19 protein-coding genes are annotated in these 20,226 nt (G+C 51.0%); 8 read left to right on the top strand and 11 right to left on the bottom strand.

All coding sequences use genetic code 11. The features are described from left to right. Window positions 1-123 precede the first annotated feature (123 nt). Both KJY73_RS15260 and KJY73_RS15255 read left to right on the top strand, forming a co-directional pair. A complete protein-coding gene (locus tag KJY73_RS15260; RefSeq protein WP_214344547.1) occupies window positions 124-1,338 on the top strand; it encodes an MDR family MFS transporter in 1,215 nt (404 codons plus the stop codon). Further along, the gene (locus tag KJY73_RS15255; protein WP_232848622.1) at window positions 1,335-1,928 is read left to right on the top strand and encodes a DUF1287 domain-containing protein; all 594 of its coding nucleotides are present in this window, start codon (window positions 1,335-1,337) and stop codon (window positions 1,926-1,928) included. Before KJY73_RS15260 ends, KJY73_RS15255 begins: the two co-directional genes overlap by 4 nt. Window positions 1,929-1,986: 58 nt before the next feature. On the opposite strand, the gene recA is transcribed toward KJY73_RS15255, so the two are convergent. Beyond that, window positions 1,987-3,018, bottom strand: coding sequence for a recombinase RecA (recA, locus tag KJY73_RS15250; RefSeq protein ID WP_214344546.1), 1,032 nt, complete (start codon window positions 3,016-3,018; stop codon window positions 1,987-1,989). 227 nt (window positions 3,019-3,245) lie between these two features. Here recA and KJY73_RS15245 point away from each other — a divergent pair, with 227 nt between their 5' ends. Beyond that, entirely contained in the window at window positions 3,246-4,235 is a 990-nt protein-coding gene (locus tag KJY73_RS15245; protein WP_214344545.1) for a hypothetical protein, read from the top strand. A 20-nt stretch (window positions 4,236-4,255) separates the two neighbouring features. Here KJY73_RS15245 and pncC read toward each other — a convergent pair whose 3' ends face one another. Then, window positions 4,256-4,744 carry a nicotinamide-nucleotide amidase gene (gene pncC, locus KJY73_RS15240; protein ID WP_232848621.1) on the bottom strand — a complete coding sequence of 163 codons (489 nt, stop codon included), beginning with the start codon at window positions 4,742-4,744 and terminating at the stop codon, window positions 4,256-4,258. 35 nt (window positions 4,745-4,779) lie between these two features. Between pncC and mutS the strand changes: the two genes are divergently transcribed. From mutS to KJY73_RS15220, 4 genes are all read left to right on the top strand, one after another. Beyond that, window positions 4,780-7,380 (top strand): DNA mismatch repair protein MutS, encoded by a 2,601-nt coding sequence (mutS, locus tag KJY73_RS15235; RefSeq protein ID WP_214344544.1) that lies wholly within the window; start codon window positions 4,780-4,782, stop codon window positions 7,378-7,380. 211 nt (window positions 7,381-7,591) lie between these two features. Continuing rightward, window positions 7,592-9,223, top strand: a complete 1,632-nt coding sequence (locus KJY73_RS15230; RefSeq protein WP_214344543.1) for a CTP synthase — start codon at window positions 7,592-7,594, stop codon at window positions 9,221-9,223. 75 nt (window positions 9,224-9,298) lie between these two features. Next, the gene (eno, locus tag KJY73_RS15225; protein ID WP_214344542.1) at window positions 9,299-10,594 is read left to right on the top strand and encodes a phosphopyruvate hydratase; all 1,296 of its coding nucleotides are present in this window, start codon (window positions 9,299-9,301) and stop codon (window positions 10,592-10,594) included. 36 nt (window positions 10,595-10,630) lie between these two features. After that, on the top strand, window positions 10,631-11,251 hold the full coding sequence (locus KJY73_RS15220; RefSeq protein WP_214344541.1) for a hypothetical protein: 621 nt from the start codon (window positions 10,631-10,633) through the stop codon (window positions 11,249-11,251). Window positions 11,252-11,267: 16 nt separating this feature from the next. Here KJY73_RS15220 and KJY73_RS15215 read toward each other — a convergent pair whose 3' ends face one another. Genes KJY73_RS15215 through KJY73_RS15205 form a run of 3 tightly spaced genes read right to left on the bottom strand, consistent with a single transcriptional unit; the run spans window position 11,268 to window position 15,665 of the window. Further along, entirely contained in the window at window positions 11,268-11,573 is a 306-nt protein-coding gene (locus tag KJY73_RS15215; protein WP_214344540.1) for a DUF3240 family protein, read from the bottom strand. Further along, window positions 11,566-14,637 carry an efflux RND transporter permease subunit gene (locus tag KJY73_RS15210; protein ID WP_214344676.1) on the bottom strand — a complete coding sequence of 1,024 codons (3,072 nt, stop codon included), beginning with the start codon at window positions 14,635-14,637 and terminating at the stop codon, window positions 11,566-11,568. Before KJY73_RS15210 ends, KJY73_RS15215 begins: the two co-directional genes overlap by 8 nt. Then, window positions 14,637-15,665, bottom strand: a complete 1,029-nt coding sequence (locus KJY73_RS15205) for an efflux RND transporter periplasmic adaptor subunit (RefSeq protein WP_214344539.1) — start codon at window positions 15,663-15,665, stop codon at window positions 14,637-14,639. The genes KJY73_RS15210 and KJY73_RS15205 overlap by 1 nt, the downstream gene beginning before the upstream one ends. A gap of 100 nt (window positions 15,666-15,765) precedes the next feature. Here KJY73_RS15205 and KJY73_RS15200 point away from each other — a divergent pair, with 100 nt between their 5' ends. Next, window positions 15,766-16,266, top strand: coding sequence for a helix-turn-helix transcriptional regulator (locus tag KJY73_RS15200; protein ID WP_206594304.1), 501 nt, complete (start codon window positions 15,766-15,768; stop codon window positions 16,264-16,266). A gap of 4 nt (window positions 16,267-16,270) precedes the next feature. On the opposite strand, the gene flhB is transcribed toward KJY73_RS15200, so the two are convergent. From flhB to fliN, 6 genes are all read right to left on the bottom strand, one after another. Further along, the gene (flhB, locus tag KJY73_RS15195; protein WP_214344538.1) at window positions 16,271-17,395 is read right to left on the bottom strand and encodes a flagellar biosynthesis protein FlhB; all 1,125 of its coding nucleotides are present in this window, start codon (window positions 17,393-17,395) and stop codon (window positions 16,271-16,273) included. Between the two features lie 78 nt (window positions 17,396-17,473). After that, complete coding sequence (gene fliR, locus KJY73_RS15190; RefSeq protein WP_206594325.1) at window positions 17,474-18,256, bottom strand: flagellar biosynthetic protein FliR; 783 nt, start codon at window positions 18,254-18,256, stop codon at window positions 17,474-17,476. A 112-nt stretch (window positions 18,257-18,368) separates the two neighbouring features. Further along, the gene (gene fliQ, locus KJY73_RS15185) at window positions 18,369-18,638 is read right to left on the bottom strand and encodes a flagellar biosynthesis protein FliQ (RefSeq protein WP_188688617.1); all 270 of its coding nucleotides are present in this window, start codon (window positions 18,636-18,638) and stop codon (window positions 18,369-18,371) included. Window positions 18,639-18,650: 12 nt separating this feature from the next. Then, a complete protein-coding gene (gene fliP / locus KJY73_RS15180) occupies window positions 18,651-19,400 on the bottom strand; it encodes a flagellar type III secretion system pore protein FliP (RefSeq protein WP_214344537.1) in 750 nt (249 codons plus the stop codon). Next, the gene (fliO, locus tag KJY73_RS15175) at window positions 19,393-19,794 is read right to left on the bottom strand and encodes a flagellar biosynthetic protein FliO (RefSeq protein ID WP_206594301.1); all 402 of its coding nucleotides are present in this window, start codon (window positions 19,792-19,794) and stop codon (window positions 19,393-19,395) included. Before fliO ends, fliP begins: the two co-directional genes overlap by 8 nt. Before the next feature lie 4 nt (window positions 19,795-19,798). Continuing rightward, window positions 19,799-20,200 (bottom strand): flagellar motor switch protein FliN, encoded by a 402-nt coding sequence (gene fliN / locus KJY73_RS15170; protein WP_214344536.1) that lies wholly within the window; start codon window positions 20,198-20,200, stop codon window positions 19,799-19,801. Window positions 20,201-20,226 lie beyond the last annotated feature (26 nt).

Here is a 20,226-nt window from a genome sequence, read left to right as displayed (position 1 = left end):
AAGAGCACATTATCTATATATAGCCATCACAAAAAGATCTAATCTTAGCGCTTCAAAAAACGTCGTAAAAACGCTAGGTTAGCCGTCTCTTCCTGGCATTGTACAAGACCTATGAACTGGCAGTTGGCAAGACAATTCCCATCGCTGGTATGGGTTATGATCCTCGGCGTATTTTTCTCCCGTGGCACCTTTTTTATGGTGTGGCCCTTTATGGCCATCATGCTCTACCAAAAGTTTGCCTTAAACGAATGGCAGATAGGCCTGACAATGACAATATCGGCGGTTTCTGCGGTACTGGTTGGCTTTTATGCCGGCGCGCTGACCGACAGATTAGGCCGCAAAACCATGCTACTTAGCGCCGGGGTATTAGCCATTTTGGCTTTCAGTTTGCTCGCCATTGCAGACCAGGTGATCTTATATGCTCTCTGCATGGCTTTGTGCGCCATCAGCCGGGAGATTTGGGAGCCGCCTGCCAAGGCCCTGATCAGCGATATGCTGCCCGAAGCCGATATGCGCGAAACGGCTTTTCAGTTGCGTTACTTTTCCATTAACGTCGGTGCCGCCGTTTTCCCCCTGGCTGGCGTATGGATGGGCTTTGCCGGTCAGCAACACACCTTTTTTGCCGTCGCAGCAGTTTACCTGCTGTTGCTGTGGGCGGTGTGGTGGGCATTTCGCCGTCCTTCTTCTCCCAAAGGACAGAACATCAGCCGTATTCCATTCAAGCAAATCTTACGGGTCCTGAGTCAGGACAAGTTGTTTTTATTACTGGTTCTGGCAAATACCCTGGTCGCTTTTGTGTTTGCCCATCTGGACTCATCCCTGGTGCAGTATCTGAGCCGCGAAGGCCTGGATAATGTGGTGCAACTGGTGGGTACCCTAATTTTTACCAATGGCATGACCATTGTGTGCTTTCAGTTTGTGATGGTGCGCCTGATGCAAAAGCGCAGCCTGGTGCATCGTGTTCAGGTGGGTATGGTGCTACTGACCTTGTCACAGCTGGGCTTTGCCCTTAACCCCATCGATTGGTACTGGGGCTGGATTGTCGCCACTTTCCTGTTAAGTTTGGGGGAATGTATTTTATTCCCCACCATGAATATCCAGATTGACCGCATTGCACCTGCCAATATGCGCGGCGTTTATTATGGCGCGGCGTCTTTGTATTCCATCGGCTTTGCCCTCGCACCTTATATCGGCGGTCTGTTGCTAAAGGCTTATGGCGGCCCCAGCTTGTTTTTCTTCACCAGCCTTTGCTGTCTGGTCGTGTTTGCGCTATATCAGCAAATGCGCTTTGCCACACGTCCAGCTCTGGCAACCGAACCAGTGGAGCAAGAAGGATGAAGGGATACCTCAGCATGCTGCTCAGCAGCATCTTAGTCTTTGCCAATAGCCTGCAAGCACAGCCTGATGCGCTGGTAAAAGCCGCTCAAGCCCGCACACTATTGGATATACGTTATGACGGCAGTTATCACAAACTGGCCTATCCGGGGGGCGATGTGCCGGACAATATCGGGGTTTGTACCGATTTGGTGATCCGCAGCTATCGTACCCTGGGCGTCGACCTTCAGCAGTTAGTCCATGAGGATATCAGGCAACACTTCTCACTTTACCCCTCAAAACGCATTTGGGGCCTGAGCAAGCCTGACCGCAATATAGATCACCGGCGCGTGCCCAACCTGCAGGTGTTTTTGGGCCGATATGGGCAGTCGCTGCCGCTTACCCAGCAAACCGAGGCATTTTTGGCCGGAGATATCGTCACCTGGATGTTACCGGGTAATCTGCCGCATATTGGGATTGTCAGTGATAAAAGCGCACCAGACGGCACGCCGCTGGTATTACACAATATCGGCGCGGGGCCCGTGGAAGATAACAGCCTGCTTCGCTATCCCATCCCAGGTCATTACCGATACCCGGCTGCGACAGAGCAATAAACCACAGACATAAAAAAGCCCGCGATGGCGGGCTTTTTTGCTGACAAGGTGCAGAAGTTTACAGTACTTCCTCTGATACACCTTCTTCGGCTTTAACGGTTTTAGCCAAGAGCAGTTTGTCACGCAGCTGCTTCTCAATCGCCTCAGCCATTTCCGGTTTGTCTTTTAAGAACTTCACCGCATTGGCTTTACCCTGACCGATACGCTCACCATTGTAGCTGTACCAGGCCCCGGCTTTTTCCACAAACTTGTGTAGTACGCCCATGTCCACCAGCTCAGCTTCTTTGCTGATCCCTTCGCCGTACATAATATTAAATTCGGCCTGTTTAAAGGGTGGGGCCACTTTGTTCTTCACCACTTTAACGCGGGTTTCACTGCCCACTACTTCGTCGCCTTCTTTCACCGCACCGATACGGCGGATATCCAGACGAACCGAGGCATAGAATTTCAGCGCGTTACCACCCGTAGTGGTCTCGGGGTTACCGAACATCACACCAATTTTCATACGAATTTGGTTAATGAAGATACATAGAGTGTTGGAGCGTTTGATATTACCGGTCAGCTTACGCAGCGCCTGAGACATTAAACGCGCCTGCAGACCAACGTGGGAGTCACCCATTTCGCCTTCAATTTCAGCTTTAGGGGTCAGTGCCGCCACCGAGTCGACCACCACCACATCGACTGCGCCAGAACGCACCAGCATGTCACAGATTTCCAGGGCCTGCTCACCGGTATCCGGCTGAGACACCAGCAGCTCTTCCACATTCACTCCGAGCTTACCAGCATAAACAGGATCTAACGCGTGTTCAGCATCCACGAAGGCACAGGTTTTACCCATTTTTTGCGCCTGGGCTATCACTTGCAGTGTCAGCGTGGTTTTACCTGATGATTCAGGACCATAAATTTCCACCACACGGCCACAAGGCAAACCGCCAATACCTAAGGCAACATCTACGCTCAGTGAGCCGGTGGAAATTGCTTCAATGTCCATGGCCTGGTTATCACCCAGACGCATAATGGCACCTTTACCAAACTGTTTCTCGATTTGTCCCAGGGCAGCCGACAGGGCCCTGGCTTTATTATCTTCCATTGGTCGCTCCTTACTTGAGCTAGTGATGTTGATCAGGATATGGGGCAAGTATACTGTATAACCATACAGTTTCAAGTACCCAAAAAGACTTTATAGCTAAACGGCGACAACTGAAGTAGAACCACCGTCACTGAGTAACAAATAGATACAACTCAAACCAAATGCTGCCCTACACTTGAACGAGCTCAATGGGGAGCCATATCTTAAATATGGAAATATGCCGACGTATGAAAAGGTTTCACAAGTTCGCAATCTGCACTTTTCATGTCCTTCTTCTCTTAGCTCTATTCAACCGAACAGTATATGGAGAAGAACTTTCAGTTAAGGAATTTTGTAAAAGTTCCGGTCAGAAGTCTTTGAGAGATCTATCCCCTCTTATGGATGAGATAGATAAAAAAAGTCAGGAAACTAGAATTTTAGCCAATGGACTAACGGTCAATATAGATCTTAGGCCCGATTATTATTCCGCTTTGTTTGAGGACTGTATACAGAGAAAGAAAGCGGAGCTTCTCACTAACGATGAAACAGAAGCAACAGCTCAGCTTAGTGCGTTGATGAAGAAAATAAACTTTTACTCCCCTAGCCAGGAAAGCCTAAATTTCCAGTTAGATCTTGAAGTTGCCAATCGTCAAAGAATGCTGTCATCTGGTTTAGCGTTATCTGATGCGCAAAGAATCAACATTGAGTATCTCTTTGAGGCCTATGTCCAAAAAAGACTTTTCGCAAAAGCCGAAGATCTTCGTATTCAATTTCCTGAGATTGAGTTTCCTAAACTCCCAACACTAAATATCCGCAGCGACATGACAGTTCAACTACTTCAGGTAAATGACTCGGCATCGGAACTCAATGCCATAACTTTTGACTGGCACAAAATAGATATTGTTGTAGTGGCTTCTCCCTTATGCTCACCGTCCCGACGATTTAGCGCCTGGTTGTTGGAGAATACGGAGTATCTAGATTTTTTTAAGAAGCATTCAACTTGGATCTTACCAGCAACAGGTCGCCTTTGGCTTAAAGAAGTACTCAATGCCAATAAGCAATATCCCATTCCATACTATCTGGTAAACCAGCCAGAAGACTGGCCGTCGATTAGTTCCTGGTCGACACCAACACTGTACTTTTTTAAACAAAAAGAACTTGTCGGCCAGCTAGTTGGTTGGCCCCAGGAGGGCCAACAACAAAAATTAGAAACTATGATTAGCTTGCTTAAAAAATAAAAACTAATCAATGCAGTTCATCAACGAATATGCACAACCGCCTGTTGCAGGGCAAAATCAATGGCCTGCTCTCGCACTTGCTGGCGGTCACCTTCAAAGCGCTGATGTACACTGACCACCTTATCTGCCAGGGCAATACCAAACCATACCGTGCCCACCGGTTTTTGCGGGCTGCCGCCATCCGGGCCGGCGATGCCACTCACCGCAATGGCTATATCTGCCTTTGCGGCCTTAAGCGCACCTTGTGCCATCTCTTCCACGGTTTGTGCAGAGACCGCACCATGTACAACAAGTGTGTCGTGATGCACCCCGAGTAAACGCTCTTTAACGTCATTCGAGTAAGTAATAAAGCCCTGTTCGAACCAGCCAGAACTTCCAGATATGCTGGTAATGGCGTATCCTATGCCCCCTCCGGTGCAGGATTCGGCGCAGGTAATAGTCCAGCCCTTTTGCTTTAGGGCGTCGCCTAGCTGCTCGGCCAGACGCAGGTTAGTATCTGTCGTCATCATTCCTTACTCCGACAATAAACAAGAATAGCGTCATTATGCCCTCTGATAAATTTGCCTCGCAAGCCGGTCTTTTCGATGAACAGCAACTCGCTCAGCACACGCCCATGATGCAGCAGTACCTGCGGATCAAATCTGAGCATCCGAATATTCTGCTGTTTTACCGGATGGGAGACTTTTACGAACTTTTCTATGACGACGCCAAAAAGGCCGCGCAGTTACTGGATATATCCCTGACTGCTCGGGGCAAATCCGGGGGTGATCCCATTCCTATGGCGGGGGTTCCCTACCATGCGGTAGAGGGCTATCTGGCTAAGCTGGTTAAGCTCGGCCAGTCGGTGGCTATTTGCGAACAGGTGGGCGACCCGGCCACCAGTAAAGGGCCGGTCGAGCGCAAAGTGGCGCGCATTGTCACGCCGGGCACTATTACTGATGAAGCCTTGCTGGATGACAGACGGGATAACCTCTTGGCGGCAATCTGGCAAGGTAAGGAAGGCTTTGGCTATGCCACACTGGAATTATCCAGTGGGCGCTTTAGTTTATCCGAGCTTAAAAATGAAGAAGCGCTGCTTGCCGAGCTGCAACGCACTCAGCCCGCCGAGCTGCTTTATCCCGAAGGCATGGCAGCCCTGCAATTAATTGAACAGCGCCGCGGACTGCGCCGTCGTCCCGAGTGGGAATTTGACCTGCAAACTGCTATTACCCAGCTTAACCAGCAATTCGGCACCCGCGAGTTAAGTGGTTTTGGCGTGGATAAAGCCGAGTTGGGTCTGTGTGCTGCCGGCTGCGTGATTCAGTATGTAAAAGACACCCAGCGTGCCGCCCTGCCACATATTCGTGCCATTCGTCTGGAAACCCAAAGTGATACCGTACAGATGGACGCCGCCACCAGACGCAATCTAGAGCTGACCCAGAATCTGGCCGGCACCTTGGACAACACTCTGGCCTCAGTATTGGATAAAACAAGCACCGCCATGGGTAGCCGTTTGCTGCAGCGCTGGTTGCACCGCCCCCTTACCGATATTCAGGCGCTTACACGCCGCCAGGACAGTATTGCCGCACTGCTGGATGCCGACCTGCAGGAACTGCGTGATTATTTAAAACAAGTGGGCGATATCGAACGGGTATTGGGCCGTTTGGCTCTGCGTAGCGCCAGGCCCAGGGATTTTGCCAGACTGCGTCAGGCCTTTGGTCAATTGCCGGCCATTCGCAGTTTCCTGACCACCCTGAATTGTTCGCCGCTGCACAGCTTGTCATGCGAAATCAATGAGTTCCCCGAGCTGCTGGATCTGCTGGAACGGGCGATTATCGACAACCCGCCGGTATTGATTCGCGATGGCGGCGTAATTGCCCCTGGCTACCATGCTGAGCTGGACGAACTGCGCGCGTTGTCCAAAGGCGCCACGGATTACCTGGTACGATTGGAAGAGCGGGAAAAACAACGCACCGATATTCCGACCCTGAAGGTGGGTTTTAATAAAGTGCATGGCTACTATATTGAAGTCAGCCGCGGCTATGCCGATCTTGTCCCGGCAGAATATGTACGCCGCCAGACCCTAAAGAACAATGAACGTTACATCATTCCCGAGCTTAAGGAATACGAAGATAAAGTGCTGACCAGTCAGGGCCGCGCCCTGGCGCTGGAAAAACAGCTATATGACGCCCTGTTTGATGCCCTGCTGCCTCAACTGTTTGAATTGCAGCTAAGTGGGGCGGCACTGGCCGAACTGGATGTGCTGTGTAATCTGGCAGACTGTGCTCAGTTGTATGACTATCACAGGCCCGAGTTCAGTTCAGAGCCAGGCATTCAGTATGACCGCGGCCGTCACCCGGTGGTCGAACAGGTATTGACCGAGCCTTTTATTGCCAACCCCTTGGCCCTTGGCCATAAACGTCGCATGCTGATTATTACCGGCCCAAATATGGGCGGTAAATCTACCTATATGCGTCAGACCGCGCTGATTGCGTTAATGGCCAGCATAGGCAGTTTTGTACCAGCGGAAAACGCCAAAATCGGCCCTATCGACCGTATATTTACCCGTATCGGCGCCTCTGACGATCTGGCCTCAGGCCGTTCTACTTTTATGGTGGAGATGACCGAAACTGCCAATATTCTCAACAACGCCACCGCAAACAGCCTGGTGCTGATGGACGAAATTGGTCGCGGCACTAGTACCTATGACGGTTTATCCCTGGCCTGGGCCACGGCCTGCTATCTGGCCGAGCAGCTCAGTGCTTTTACCCTCTTTGCCACCCACTATTTTGAAATGACGCAGCTGGCCGAGACCATGGAATCACTGGCGAATGTGCATCTGGATGCAGTGGAGCATGAGGACGGTATCAGCTTTATGCACGCCGTGCAGGAAGGTGCAGCCGACCGCAGTTATGGCATACAGGTAGCGATGCTGGCCGGTGTGCCGCGCCCGGTTATTCAGGCCGCCAGACAAAAGTTGTTAGAACTTGAGCAGAGCGATAATCGTCCCACCGGGTCGACATCAAGCCCGGCGGCCAGTCAGTTGGATTTTATTCAGTTGGATGACCCACTACGTAAAGCCTTAAAAGGTCTGAATCCTGACGAGCTTAGCCCCCGTCAGGCCCTGGACGCCTTGTATAGCCTTAAGCGTCTAAGCCAGGACTAGACAAGCCTTTAGGGGCTTGCCGTTTGGCAATGCCCCTTCGCACAGAAATTGCTCGCCGATGACGCTTTTAGATTGAGAGATAAGCGGTATTTGCGTATACTACTTTCCCGTCCTGATAAGAATTCCACTCGCACCCCGACAAACCACTTTTGGTGGTGTGTTTTGCGTTGTGGTACGGATTTCCGATTAACTCCCAAGTCTTAGGTTTCGCATGACAAACTATATTTTCGTGACGGGTGGTGTGGTTTCATCACTAGGTAAAGGTATTGCAGCCGCTTCACTGGCCGCCATTCTGGAGGCGCGCGGGCTGAAAGTCACCATGCTGAAACTGGATCCCTATATCAACGTGGATCCCGGCACCATGAGTCCTATCCAGCACGGTGAAGTATTCGTCACCGATGATGGCGCAGAAACCGATTTGGATTTGGGTCACTACGAGCGTTTTATCCGCACCCGTATGACCAGCCGCAACAACTTCACTACCGGTCGTGTGTATGAAGAAGTGATCAAGCGTGAGCGCCGCGGCGACTACCTGGGTGCCACCATTCAGGTTATTCCTCACATCACCAATGAAATTAAGCGCCGCGTTATCGAAGGCGCCGAAGGGGTTGATGTGGCCATCGTTGAAATCGGTGGTACGGTGGGCGATATCGAATCCCAGCCGTTTTTGGAAGCCATTCGTCAATTAGGTACAGAAATTGGCCGTGAACGCGCCATGTATATGCACCTGACACTGGTTCCCTACATGGCCGCTTCGGGTGAAGTAAAAACCAAACCAACCCAGCATTCAGTTAAAGAGCTGCGCAGCATTGGCATTCAGCCGGATATTCTGGTTTGTCGTTCAGAAGCCCAGTTACCGGCGAACGAGCGCTCCAAGATTGCCCTGTTTACCAATGTGGCCGACAAAGCCGTTATCAGCTTAAAAGACGTAGACAGTATTTACCGTATCCCGGCCATGCTGAAATCTCAGGGCCTGGATGAACTGGTGGTAAAACGCTTCGGCCTGAGCTGCCCGGAAGCCGATCTGTCCGAGTGGGAACAAGTGCTGTATGCAGAGTCCAATCCTAATGGTGAAGTGACTATTGGTATGGTCGGCAAATACGTTGCCCTGCCAGATGCATACAAGTCGGTTAACGAAGCTCTGAAACACGCTGGCCTGAAAAACCGCTTGAGCGTTAACATTCAGTATATCGACTCTCAGGATATTGAAAGCAAAGGTACTGACCTGTTGGCCGGTTTGGATGCCATTTTGGTACCTGGCGGCTTCGGTGAACGTGGTATTGAAGGCAAGATTGCCGCAGCACGCTACGCCCGAGAAAACAAAGTCCCTTACCTGGGCATCTGTCTGGGTATGCAAGTCGCTGTGATTGAATATGCCCGTAACGTGGCAGGCCTTGAAAATGCCAACAGTACCGAGTTTGATCCCAGCACACCTAACCCTGTGGTAGGTCTAATTACCGAGTGGCTGGACGCCGACGGTAGCGTGGAAACCCGTACTGAGCGTTCTGATATGGGTGGTACCATGCGACTGGGCAGCCAGTTGTGCCATTTGATCAAAGGCAGTAAAGTGCATGCCATGTACGGCAGTGAAGCCATTTACGAGCGTCACCGCCACAGATACGAAGTAAACAACAACCTGCGTCCACAAATTGAGGCAGCGGGTCTGAAAGTGACGGGACTGTCTACCGACAAACGCTTAGTCGAAATCATCGAAATAGATGATCATCCATGGTTTGTTGCCGGTCAGTTCCACCCTGAGTTCAACTCTACCCCGCGCGATGGTCACCCCTTGTTTGAAGGTTTTGTGGCAGCCGCCGGGCAACATCATAAAAGCAATAATTGATGGGCGTAGCGCGCTACGCCTGAGCGAATAATGTCGCCCGGTTGGGCGACGTATCTTTCATATTCAGAGGCAACAATGTCACAAATCAGCAAGATTATCGGTCGCGAAGTTATGGATTCTCGCGGCAACCCCACTGTCGAAGCAGACGTTTACCTGACCAGCGGTGCCTGGGGACGTGCCTGCGCACCCAGCGGTGCCAGCACAGGTTCTCGTGAAGCCCTTGAGCTGCGCGACGGTGATAAAAGCCGTTATTTAGGTAAAGGTGTACTGAAAGCCGTTGCCGCCGTCAACAATGACATCCAGGCAGCCCTGTTGGGTAAAGACAGCCATGACCAGCAAGCTATCGACGCTGTTATGATTGCGCTGGACGGCACAGAAAACAAAGAAAAGTTGGGCGCCAATGCCATTCTGGCCGTGTCTCTGGCGAATGCCAAAGCCGCCGCCATGGATAAAAACATCCCACTTTACCAGCATATTGCCGAGCTAAATGGCACCCCAGGTCAGTACAGCATGCCTGTACCTATGATGAATATCATCAACGGTGGTGAGCACGCCGACAACAACGTAGATATTCAGGAATTTATGGTACAGCCAGTCGGCGCCGCCAACTTCCGTGAAGCCCTGCGTATGGGCGCTGAAATCTTCCACAGCCTGAAAAAAGTGCTGTCAGCCAAAGGCCTGAACACCGCTGTAGGTGACGAAGGTGGTTTTGCTCCTAACCTGAAATCCAATGAAGAAGCCCTGGCCGTTATCGCCGAGGCCGTTGCCGCTGCGGGTTATGAGCTGAATAAAGATGTAACCCTGGCGCTGGATTGCGCTGCATCTGAGTTCTACCACGATGGCAAATACGACCTGAAAGGCGAAGGCAAGGTATTTGACTCCGAGTCTTTCGGCGATTATCTGGCTGAACTGACTGCTAAGTACCCTATCGTATCTATTGAAGACGGTTTGGATGAGAGCGACTGGGACGGCTGGGCCAGCCTGACCAAGAAGATTGGCGACAAGGTACAATTAGTCGGTGATGACCTGTTCGTAACCAATACCAAGATTTTAAAGCGTGGTATTGAAAATGGCATCGCTAACAGCATCTTGATTAAGTTCAACCAGATTGGTTCACTGACCGAAACCCTAGAAGCCATTCGTATGGCCAAGGAAGCCGGCTACACTGCGGTTATTTCACACCGCAGCGGTGAAACCGAAGATGCCACTATTGCCGATCTGGCCGTAGGTACTGCCGCCGGTCAAATCAAAACTGGTTCACTGTGCCGCTCAGACCGCGTTGCCAAATATAACCAATTGCTGCGTATCGAAGAGATGCTCGGCGGTAACGTGGCCTATAACGGCCGTAAAGAAATCAAAGGCCAGGCCTGAGATTACTGAAGGGGGCAACCGCCCCCTTTTGCATCTATGCAGTCCAACCAGACAGATATCTTTCGGGATGACAGCCAACAGCTCCAGTTTGCCGAGCTGTGTAATGCCTTGTACGAAAGAGAACTGCAAACCCTGGCGCAATCGGGCAATCTGTCTTTGTTACAGCGGCGTCTTAAGGGCCTGACACATCATATTAAGCGTATTGCTGCCAGCATGTTGCAACATGATGGTCCGTTGCAACTGGATATTCACAATGCCAGTTGGCAGGCTAAGCAAGCCCCGCACTGCCCCAGAAACGATAATCCAACTGACACACAGGCCTGGTTTAAACAGCATCTTTGCTTGGGTTTGCCGGTACCGGTTTGGCAACATCAAACTGGGATTGAATACCTAGAGCTGGATTGTATTGATAAGTTTGATCTGGCTGAGGGTCGCTTACATCTGAATAAAAATGGCTGGTTTATGCTGGACGGTAGTCCGGTCAGTGAAAACAGCCAGCAGCGCGCCTTACTTGTTCCCAAAAAAGCCACGCTAAGCGCGGCCTGTTGCGGACATAGCTGGAAACAAGGGCACAGGTTCCATCCCCATACCCTGAGCTTGCGTGAGCTGCGTTTAGTCAGTCAGATTAATTGGAAAAACAGTAAGATACCAGCCTGATGCACTTACTGTGCAGCTAAATATGTCCGCTAGCTGTCACCGGCACCACCCAGTACCTCATACTGCCTGGTTGCAGAATTCCCGCTAGCCTGGCAAGTAACTCTGAGACTTCAGTTTCTTTGAGCATAATATCGAACTGCACTAGCTGTCTGTAACCTTGTACCTGCTCACGAATACTTAGATTGGCATGGCCGCGACTATGCCCCTCAATATTACGAAGGGTAAAGCCCGACAACCAATCCGTTGACATCAGTCTGTCCACGACTTCCTCTTTAGCCTTAAGCGGCAGCAGAATGCTTGTCAGTACATAGTCTTCATGCACGGGAACGCTCCATTAGCCGATAAAACACCGGCAGCAGATACAGGGTGGTCAGGGTTGAAGTAATCAAGCCCCCAATAACCACTATGGCCAGCGGGCGCTGGATCTCAGCGCCAGGACCGCTGGCAAAGACCAGAGGGATCAAACCAAACATAGCGGTGGTGGCCGTCATCAGTACCGGGCGAAGCCGTCTGACGGCTCCCTGGACGATATGCTCAAGGGCATCGGCATAGACCCCCTGAGTCTGTTCAAAATAACTGACCATTACCACCGCATTTAGCACCGCCACGCCCAGCAGTGCGATAAATCCGACTGATGCCGGTACAGATAAAAACTCGCCACTGACATACAGCGCCACCATGCCCCCCATCAAGGCAAAAGGAATATTGCCGAGGATCAGGCCGGATAAGGCCAGCGAGTGGAAAGTAGTGAACAAAATAACAAAGATCAGCAGCAAGGCGACGGGCACAACCAAGGTCAGGTTCTGCATTGCCCGCTGTTGGTTTTCAAACTCACCACCATATTCAATTCGATAGCCCTGAGGCAGGCTGACCCGTTGGTCAATACTACTTTGCAAGGCCTCCACAAAGCCCACTACATCCCGCCCTACCACATTGGTCGTCACAGACACAAAACGCTTCGCCATTTCCCGCTCGATCAGCAGTGGCCCTTGCTGCAGGCTAACGTCAGCCACCTGCTCCAACGGCAAACTGCTACCATCAGGCAACAATATGGGCTGCTGCAACAAGTCCCCTACCGCCCTGAGTTTTACTGAGCTCGATTTATCCAGACTATTAGCAAAACGAATAGGATTAGCGATTTCACCTTCTACAATCTCAGATAAGGTTCGGCCTTCGACCAGTCCCAGTAAATAGGTAGACAGGCTCTGCGTGCTGACTCCCAGCATGGCAGCCATTTCGGGGCGAGCCCGAATATTCAGGTATTGTCCACCTTCCACCAATGCCACCTGCACATCTTCACTGCCTTGCACCTGCTCGGTAATCTCACCTATCTGACCGGCCAGCGCCGTTAGGGTATCCAGGTCATGGCCAAACACCTTAATGGCCACATCGCCGCTGGTGCCGGTCAGCATTTCAGACACCCGCATCTGAATCGGTTGGGTAAAGTTGATATTCATACCTGGGAATTGTTCGAGCAGCGCGCGGATCTCATCGACTAACCACTGTTTGTCCGGCTGGCGCCACTGGTCAACAGGTTTCAGTTGCAAAAACACGTCGGTCTCGTTTAACCCCATAGGATCTAACCCCAACTCATCCGAGCCGGTTCGGGCCACAATATTGAGTATTTCTGGAACGCGTTCCAGCAGTGTCTGCTCTATCTGCTTGTCCAGAGCTATGGAGGCATCGAGGGTGATACTGGGTGACTTCTCAAACTGAATAATAATGTCGCCTTCATCAAGCTGCGGCATAAAGCTCTTCCCGACGAACACAAACAAACCGCCGGCCAGCAGCAAAGATGTAAGTAGCAGGCCAATATAAGGACGAGGGTGTGCTAATACATGCAACAAGCTGCCTTGGTAAAGTGCCTGCAAACGCATTACCCAACGCGGCATTTCAGCCACCTTGGTATTAAGCAGCAGGGATGACAGTACGGGTATCAGAGTAAATGCCAGCAACATGGCACTGAGCATGGCAAATACGATAGTTTTCGCCACGGGTGAGAACAACTTACCTTCCAGGCCGGTCAAGGTAAGTAAGGGCGAAAACACGATAACGACGATGAGCGTACCGGCTAATACAGGGGTGGCCACTTCATGACAGGCCCGGAATATCTGGTGCAGCAGTGGCAATTGGTTTTGCCGGTGCAGGTGCGTGACGGCATTCTCGACCATCACCACAGAGGCATCCACCAACATACCAATAGCAATAACCAATCCGCCCAGGCTCATTAAATTGGCCGATAAGCCAAAGACTTTCATCAGGGCAAAAGTACCAAGTGCTGCCAGCGGTAAGGAAAGCGACACCACAAAGGCTGCCCGGATATTGCCAAGGAATAACGCCAATACAATGATGACCAGCAGTACCGCTTCAACCAACGCCTTAATCAGGGTTTGCGTGGCAGTTTCAATCAAATTGGCTCTGTCATAAAACACTTTAACTTCTGTGCCTGTCGGTAAGGTCGGTGCCAGTTCTTCCAGCTTGAACTTCACCCGGCGAACAACCTCGGCAGTGTTACTGTCTTTAAGGGCAATCACCAAGCCCTGCACAGCCTCGTTACCATTGCGGGTCACCGCCCCGTAACGACTCAGATGGCCTACGCTCACCTCAGCAACGTCCTGCAGACGTATTGTTTCGCTGATACTGCTGGTCAAGACCATGTTTTGCAGTTCCGACATGTCAGCAAAGCGTCCCTCGGTGCGCAGAATAAGACTGTCAGTGCCTTTGCTGATGCGCCCCAGCCCGGTGTTTTGATTGGTTTCGAGGATAACTCGTTCAATATCCTCCAGGCCCAGACCAAACTGCTGCAATTTCAGAGGGTCAGGCAAGATTTCATAGGTCTTTACAAAGCCGCCCAGACTGTTGACATCCGCCACCCCAGCCACACTTCTGAGTGCCGGACGGATATACCAATCCAGCAATTCACGGCGCGCTTGTAGTGACATCACTGGATTGTCCACCGTAAACATAAACATTTCACTTAACGGCGTACTCATGGGCGCCACTCCACCACTGATCCCTTGTGGCAAACTGCTCCAAATCCCGGCCAAACGTTCACTGACCTGCTGCCTAGCCCAGTAAATATCGGTGCCCTCACTAAAATCTAGGGTAATAACGGTAATGGCATACTTAGTGGTGGAGCGCAGCTTGGCCTGATGGGGGATCCCCAGCAGCTCCGTTTCCACCAGGCGCGTGACTTGTGATTCAATTTCCGTGGTGGTCATCCCCGGTACTTTAATAATGACTTTGACCTGGGTAGGCGAAATATCCGGAAAGGCGTCAATAGGCAAGGTACGCCAGGCCTGCATGCCCACACCTGCAAGTAAGATCGCAAGCAAGCCAACAAACAATCTTTGAGTCAGGGAGAGTCTGAGTAACGCCGCCAGCATCATTCTTTCCCCAGACCTATCAGCAAGCCCTGTAAAGCACTGACCGAGCTGCTCAGCACCACTTTGCCGTCCAGGGACTGTCCGGCATCCACCAGTAATCCTTGCGTGTTCGACTGGCGCACCTTGACCGACACTAAACGCAGACGCGTCTGCTCTCGCACCGCAACATAGTCCTGATTGTCCAACTCGAACACCGCGGAAAGCGGCACAGAGTAGGATTGCCGCTGATAGATTGGCCTAACCCTCAGGGTTTGTCCAAGCGCAACCTGGCAAGGTGGTGCCAGGCTGCTCCAGGTCTGTTGTTTTAATCCCTGTAGGCGACCGGTCACACTTTGCAAAGTAAAATCACAGGCCACATCAGCAGCGGAAAACCCCGTCAGACCTGCGATGCTGGTATGCGGCAGCATCACCTGCAACTGGACGGCAGCTTTATCAACCACGCTAAATAACGGCGCATCACCAGCTCTGGCGCCAGTCTCCTGGCTAAACTCCAATACCCCGTCGATTGGGCTGAGCACGGCAGCCAGCCCTAATTCATCTACCACTAGTAAACTACGCAAATGCCGGACATGTTCCCAATTAAGCGACGCGGCATGGTACTCGCGCTCCAGTGTCAGCCACTGTGGGCTGGAAACGATACCTTTAGCCCGCTCAGCCAAGTTGGCCTGATAATTACGCTCCGCCACCTCAAACAAGCGTTTGGCCGCCTGATATTCATCAAAGAAGTGTTCAACTTCACGCCCTTGCACTTTTGCCACAGGTTGGCCTTTAGTCACCCAGGCACCATCATGCACCAGCCGGGTATGTTGCATGACAGCAAAAGGCAGGCTGACCTCATACGCGCTGCCAGGTTGAAAGGTCACCTGACCAAGTACCGGGCTGCCCTGAACTTGCGTCACTGACTCTGCAGTGGCATAGCTCAGTTGATAACCCTGAAGGCTGGATATATCGATAGAAGCCTGGTCTGCTGCACATACAGTTGACCAAGTGAAAAACAGTAAAACAGCTGGCAGGAAGAATCTGGGCATTGGTCGCAAAAAGTTGCTAAATGATGTCGGTGGTTTTACCTTACGCAGGCCCAGAACACATGGGACAAATGCCCTAAGCCACAAAAAAGGTTGTTAATTCATGGTGTTACGAGACAAGATTTTAACCGGCCTATTAATCGTTATTATGCTACTCAACACCGTGGATGTGATAACCGACTACTACCTGGGGATCCCCATGTGGCATATCATTCAGGAAAGTTGCATTGTATTGGCGTCAGGTTTCGGGGCTTTATATATCATCAGAGAGAGCCTCAACCGCCGCCAGCATATCGAACATCTCAAGAATCAATTAACCCTGAGTCATTCCCAGCTCGCCAAGGCGTCAGAGGAAATGCAGAAGGCGCGCAATGATTTTGCTCACGCCATTCAACAACAGTTTGGCCAGTGGCATCTCACTCAAAGCGAACAAGATGTGGCACTTCTGCTGCTAAAAGGCTTAAGCCTCAGAGAAATCGGTGAAGTGCGAGACACCAAAGAGAAAACCGTTCGCCAGCAAGCCTCTTCGGTGTACGAAAAGGCTGGAGTGGAAGGGCGTCATGAGTTTGCCGCCTGGTTTTTGGAAGACTTCGTTAGCCCTTAAGCCGCTAACGACGTAATTCCGGCGGAATAGGCAGTTCTTTGGCCAGCGGCTTGGGACGTTTGCCACGACCTTTTTTCCAGTTTTTTAACTGGTAGACATATGCCAGTACCTGAGCAACCGCCATAAATAGCTTCTCAGGTATTTCCTGCTCTTCGTCCGTGGAATAATAAATTGCCCTAGCCAGCATGGGGGACTCAACAATAGGCACCCCATGTGCGCCAGCTATTTCACGAATATGTAAGGCCAGTTCGTCCAGGCCTTTTGCCACTAATACCGGTGCTCGGGTACCGTTTTGATCATATTTAAGCGCCACGGCAAAGTGAGTCGGGTTGGTCACAATCACATCGGCCTCTGGAACTTTCTGCATCATACGACGAGCCGCAGCCTGGAATTGCAAGCGACGAATTCGACTTTTCACCTCAGGGTTACCTTCAGCATTTTTACGCTCGTCCTTGACCTCCTGCTTGGTCATTTTCATTTCTTCATTGTGCTTATGGCTTTGGTAAGGCACATCAAAGACGGAAATCGGAATCATTGCACAGCAAATAATCAGAAAAGCCCAGCCGAGCAACTCCAGCGCATGCATGACATTGCGTGGGTACAGCTCCATATCCAGATGCAAAGCTTCGGCACTAAACAACTTCAGCGCCAGATAAGTACTAACCGCAACGATGATAAATTTGGCCAGCGCTTTAAGCAGCTCTACCATACCGTTGGGTCCGAACATCCGCTTCAGGCCGCTTATCGGGTTGAGTTTACTGGCTTTGGGCTTGGCCGACTCCCAGGTAAAGTTGTAGCCCCCCAAAGCAATAGAGCCGTAGATACCAGCGATAGTGACAATGATAAGATAAGCCAGCACCGGCCAGGCAATTTCAATCATGCCGCTGCCCCAAGCCTGAAACATATGATTCACGTCATAGGTTTCATCTCTGGATAGGCTAAACATGCGCTGCATAACACTGAACAACGCACTGCCAATACTCTGACCAAGCAACAACAGGGCTATTGCGCTAGCGATCAATACCAGGGTGGTCGACAACTCGCGGGAACGTGCTATCTGGCCCTTTTCTCTGGCCTGTTCGAGCTTTTTCGACGTGGGTTCTTCTGTTTTCTCATGTGCATCAGCCATCCGGATACTCCAGACAAGACCGAGAGGACACAAAGCCCCCCAGGCGACTGTTGATAATTAACATGAAGCCCAAGTAAATCATGGACTGCACACCCTGAGAAGTTGACACATAAACAGTTGGGCTCGGTCCCATTCCTGCTCAAAATGGAAGGTAAAGTTATCCATAGTCAACCAGATGATAATCAGCCCGGCGATTTGTGCGATAGAAAAACCTATAGTGAAAACGTTGAGCTGTGGTGCCGCTTTGGTCATCACACCAAAAGCCAGGTTAATGATTAACAGAGAAATAATAGGTGCCAGGGAGATAGTCAATGCAGCCACAAACATCCATCCGGCAAAATGTGCTACATCACGAAACTGCTCTGGGCTCAAGCTGTAAGGACCAACTGGAAAGGCCTCAAAACTCATCACTATCATTTTTATCATGGCTAAATGACCGTCCAGCGCCCAGAACAGTAACGTCGCCAGAATCAGATAAAATTGCCCCACCGCCGGTACGTTAATTCCGTTAACCGGGTCCACTATAGACGCAAAGCCAAGACCCGTTTGCATAGCAACAATCTGGCCGGCTAACACGAAAGTATTCAGAACCAGGGTGGAAATAAAGCCAATGGCAATACCGATAAGCAATTGCTGGATAACCATTAACCAGGTACCCAATGACACCATTTCGGTTATTGGTACTGGCGGCACCACGGGCATAATCAGAATAGTTAAGAACAAGGTCAGTAAGGCACGCACCGGCGGCGGCAAGGTTTTGGCGCTGATGCCAATCATGGCGGCGAACATGCCACTGATGCGCATAAAAGGCAGGAGCAGATCAGCCAGATATTGAGTGATGGTGGTGGCCAGAATATCCATCAGTTGTCCAATTCCCTATACCCAAAAGGACCAGCCGGCCAATAGAAAGGCCCCTGTGGTATTTCAATCTGCACCGCACCGCGGATAAATGCACAGGTCATGGCTATCACCTTTAGCCTACAACCTCAGGGATGCGATTGACCATCTCAAAAAAGAAGTCCATTAGTTGCCCGGTCAGCCAGTGTCCGCCCCAGGACAGGGCCAACAAGGTCACAATCAGCCTGGGTAAGAAGTTGATGGTTTGTTCGTTGATGGATGTGGCGGCCTGAAATACCGACACGATTAACCCCACAAACAGACTGGGCAAAATGATCGCAGACACCAGCAAGATCACCATAAACAGGGCTTCGCGCAAGATGTCGACAAATATTTCCGGGCTCATAATGTGCTCCCGCTACATACCAAAACTATTAGCCAGCGTGCCAAAAATCAGATTCCAGCCATCCACCAGCACAAACAGCATCAGCTTAAAGGGCAAGGCGACTATCATAGGTGATAGCATCATCATACCCATGGCCATCAGCACTGATGCCACCACCAAATCCAGAATCAGGAAGGGAATAAACAGCATAAAGCCGATTTGAAATGCGGTTTTCAGCTCGCTAGTGACAAAAGCCGGGATAAGGACGTTCATGGGCACTTCTTCAGGGCTTTGGAACTGCCCCTCATATCCCCCAATCTCAACAAAAGTCTCCAGATCTTTAACCCGGGTCTGTGACAGCATAAAAGCGCGCATGGGGATCTTGGCCCGCTCGTAGGCTTCCAGTGAGGTAATCTCTTCGTTCAGATAAGGCTGCAGTGCGGTTTCGTTCACTTTGTCGAACACCGGCGCCATAATAAACAAGCTCAGAAACAAACTGACCCCGATGAGGATTTGGTTTGACGGCGCCTGTTGCAAACCCATAGCCTGACGCAGAATAGACAACACCACAATAATTCGGGTGAAGGATGTCATCATCATCACGAAGGCAGGGATCAGGCTCAGTGCCGTCATAATCGCCAGCACCTGCAGCGTCATGCTGTAGTCCTGGCTACCATCGGGGTTAGTGGTCACAGTCAAGGCTTTGACACCCGCATTTGCCCATGCAAAATCAGGTAGCAGCAGCAAGCCCCCCCCAACCAACAGCATCCATAGCCTATTCATCGGTTTTCCCCTTATGTCCCTGCATCAGTTGGCTTAACTTATTTTTAAAATTGTCCCCAGATGCCTGAGGAACCTCCAGTGGCGTTTCAAGCCGGGCCAGATGATTAATATTCTGGGCCGTCACGCCCAGCATATGCTGCTCTTCACCTACCTGAATCACCAATATGCGCTCACGGGTGCCAAGGGCCATGGAGCCCACGACTTTCATTTGTCCGCCACCATGTTGGGTGACATTAAACCGGCGCATTAGGTAGCCAAGCATGAATACCATGGCGATCACCACCACCAGCGACAGCAACACTGACAGATAATCGACGGGGCTATTAAGAGGTTTGTTGTCGGCGAAGGAAGGGAAAGTGAACCAGGCCAAGCTGCATAAAAGCAGCTTAGCCATTGATTTATCTAAGTTTCTTAATACGTTCAATCTGACTGATAACATCGGTTAAGCGAATTCCGAATTTGTCGTTGACCACTACTACTTCTCCATGAGCAATCAACGTGCCATTTACCAGGACATCCAAGGGTTCCCCGGCAACCCGGTCCAACTCTACTACAGAGCCCTGGTTTAATTGCAACAGATTTCGGATGCTGATGTGGCTGCGCCCCACTTCCATGGAAATGGTAACCGGAATATCCAGAATAGTATCCAGCTTGCGCTTTTCATCGCCGCTGATAGGCGCATCGTCTTGCAGTTCATCCAGTTCAGCAACCTGTATGTCATCGCCGGATGCTTCAGCCTCAGCCTGCTCAGCCATGGCTGCTGCCCAATCGTCCATTGCGTCATCATTTTCGGTGCTCATCGCGCTACCTCACTTTCAATTGATTC

The sequence above is a fragment of the Bowmanella yangjiangensis genome (genome assembly GCF_018531185.1).
GTDB classification, from domain to species: Bacteria; Pseudomonadota; Gammaproteobacteria; order Enterobacterales; family Alteromonadaceae; genus Bowmanella; species Bowmanella yangjiangensis.
The sequence above is the reverse complement of the archived record's forward strand: the minus strand, read 5'-3'. Positions and strand labels throughout refer to the sequence as shown.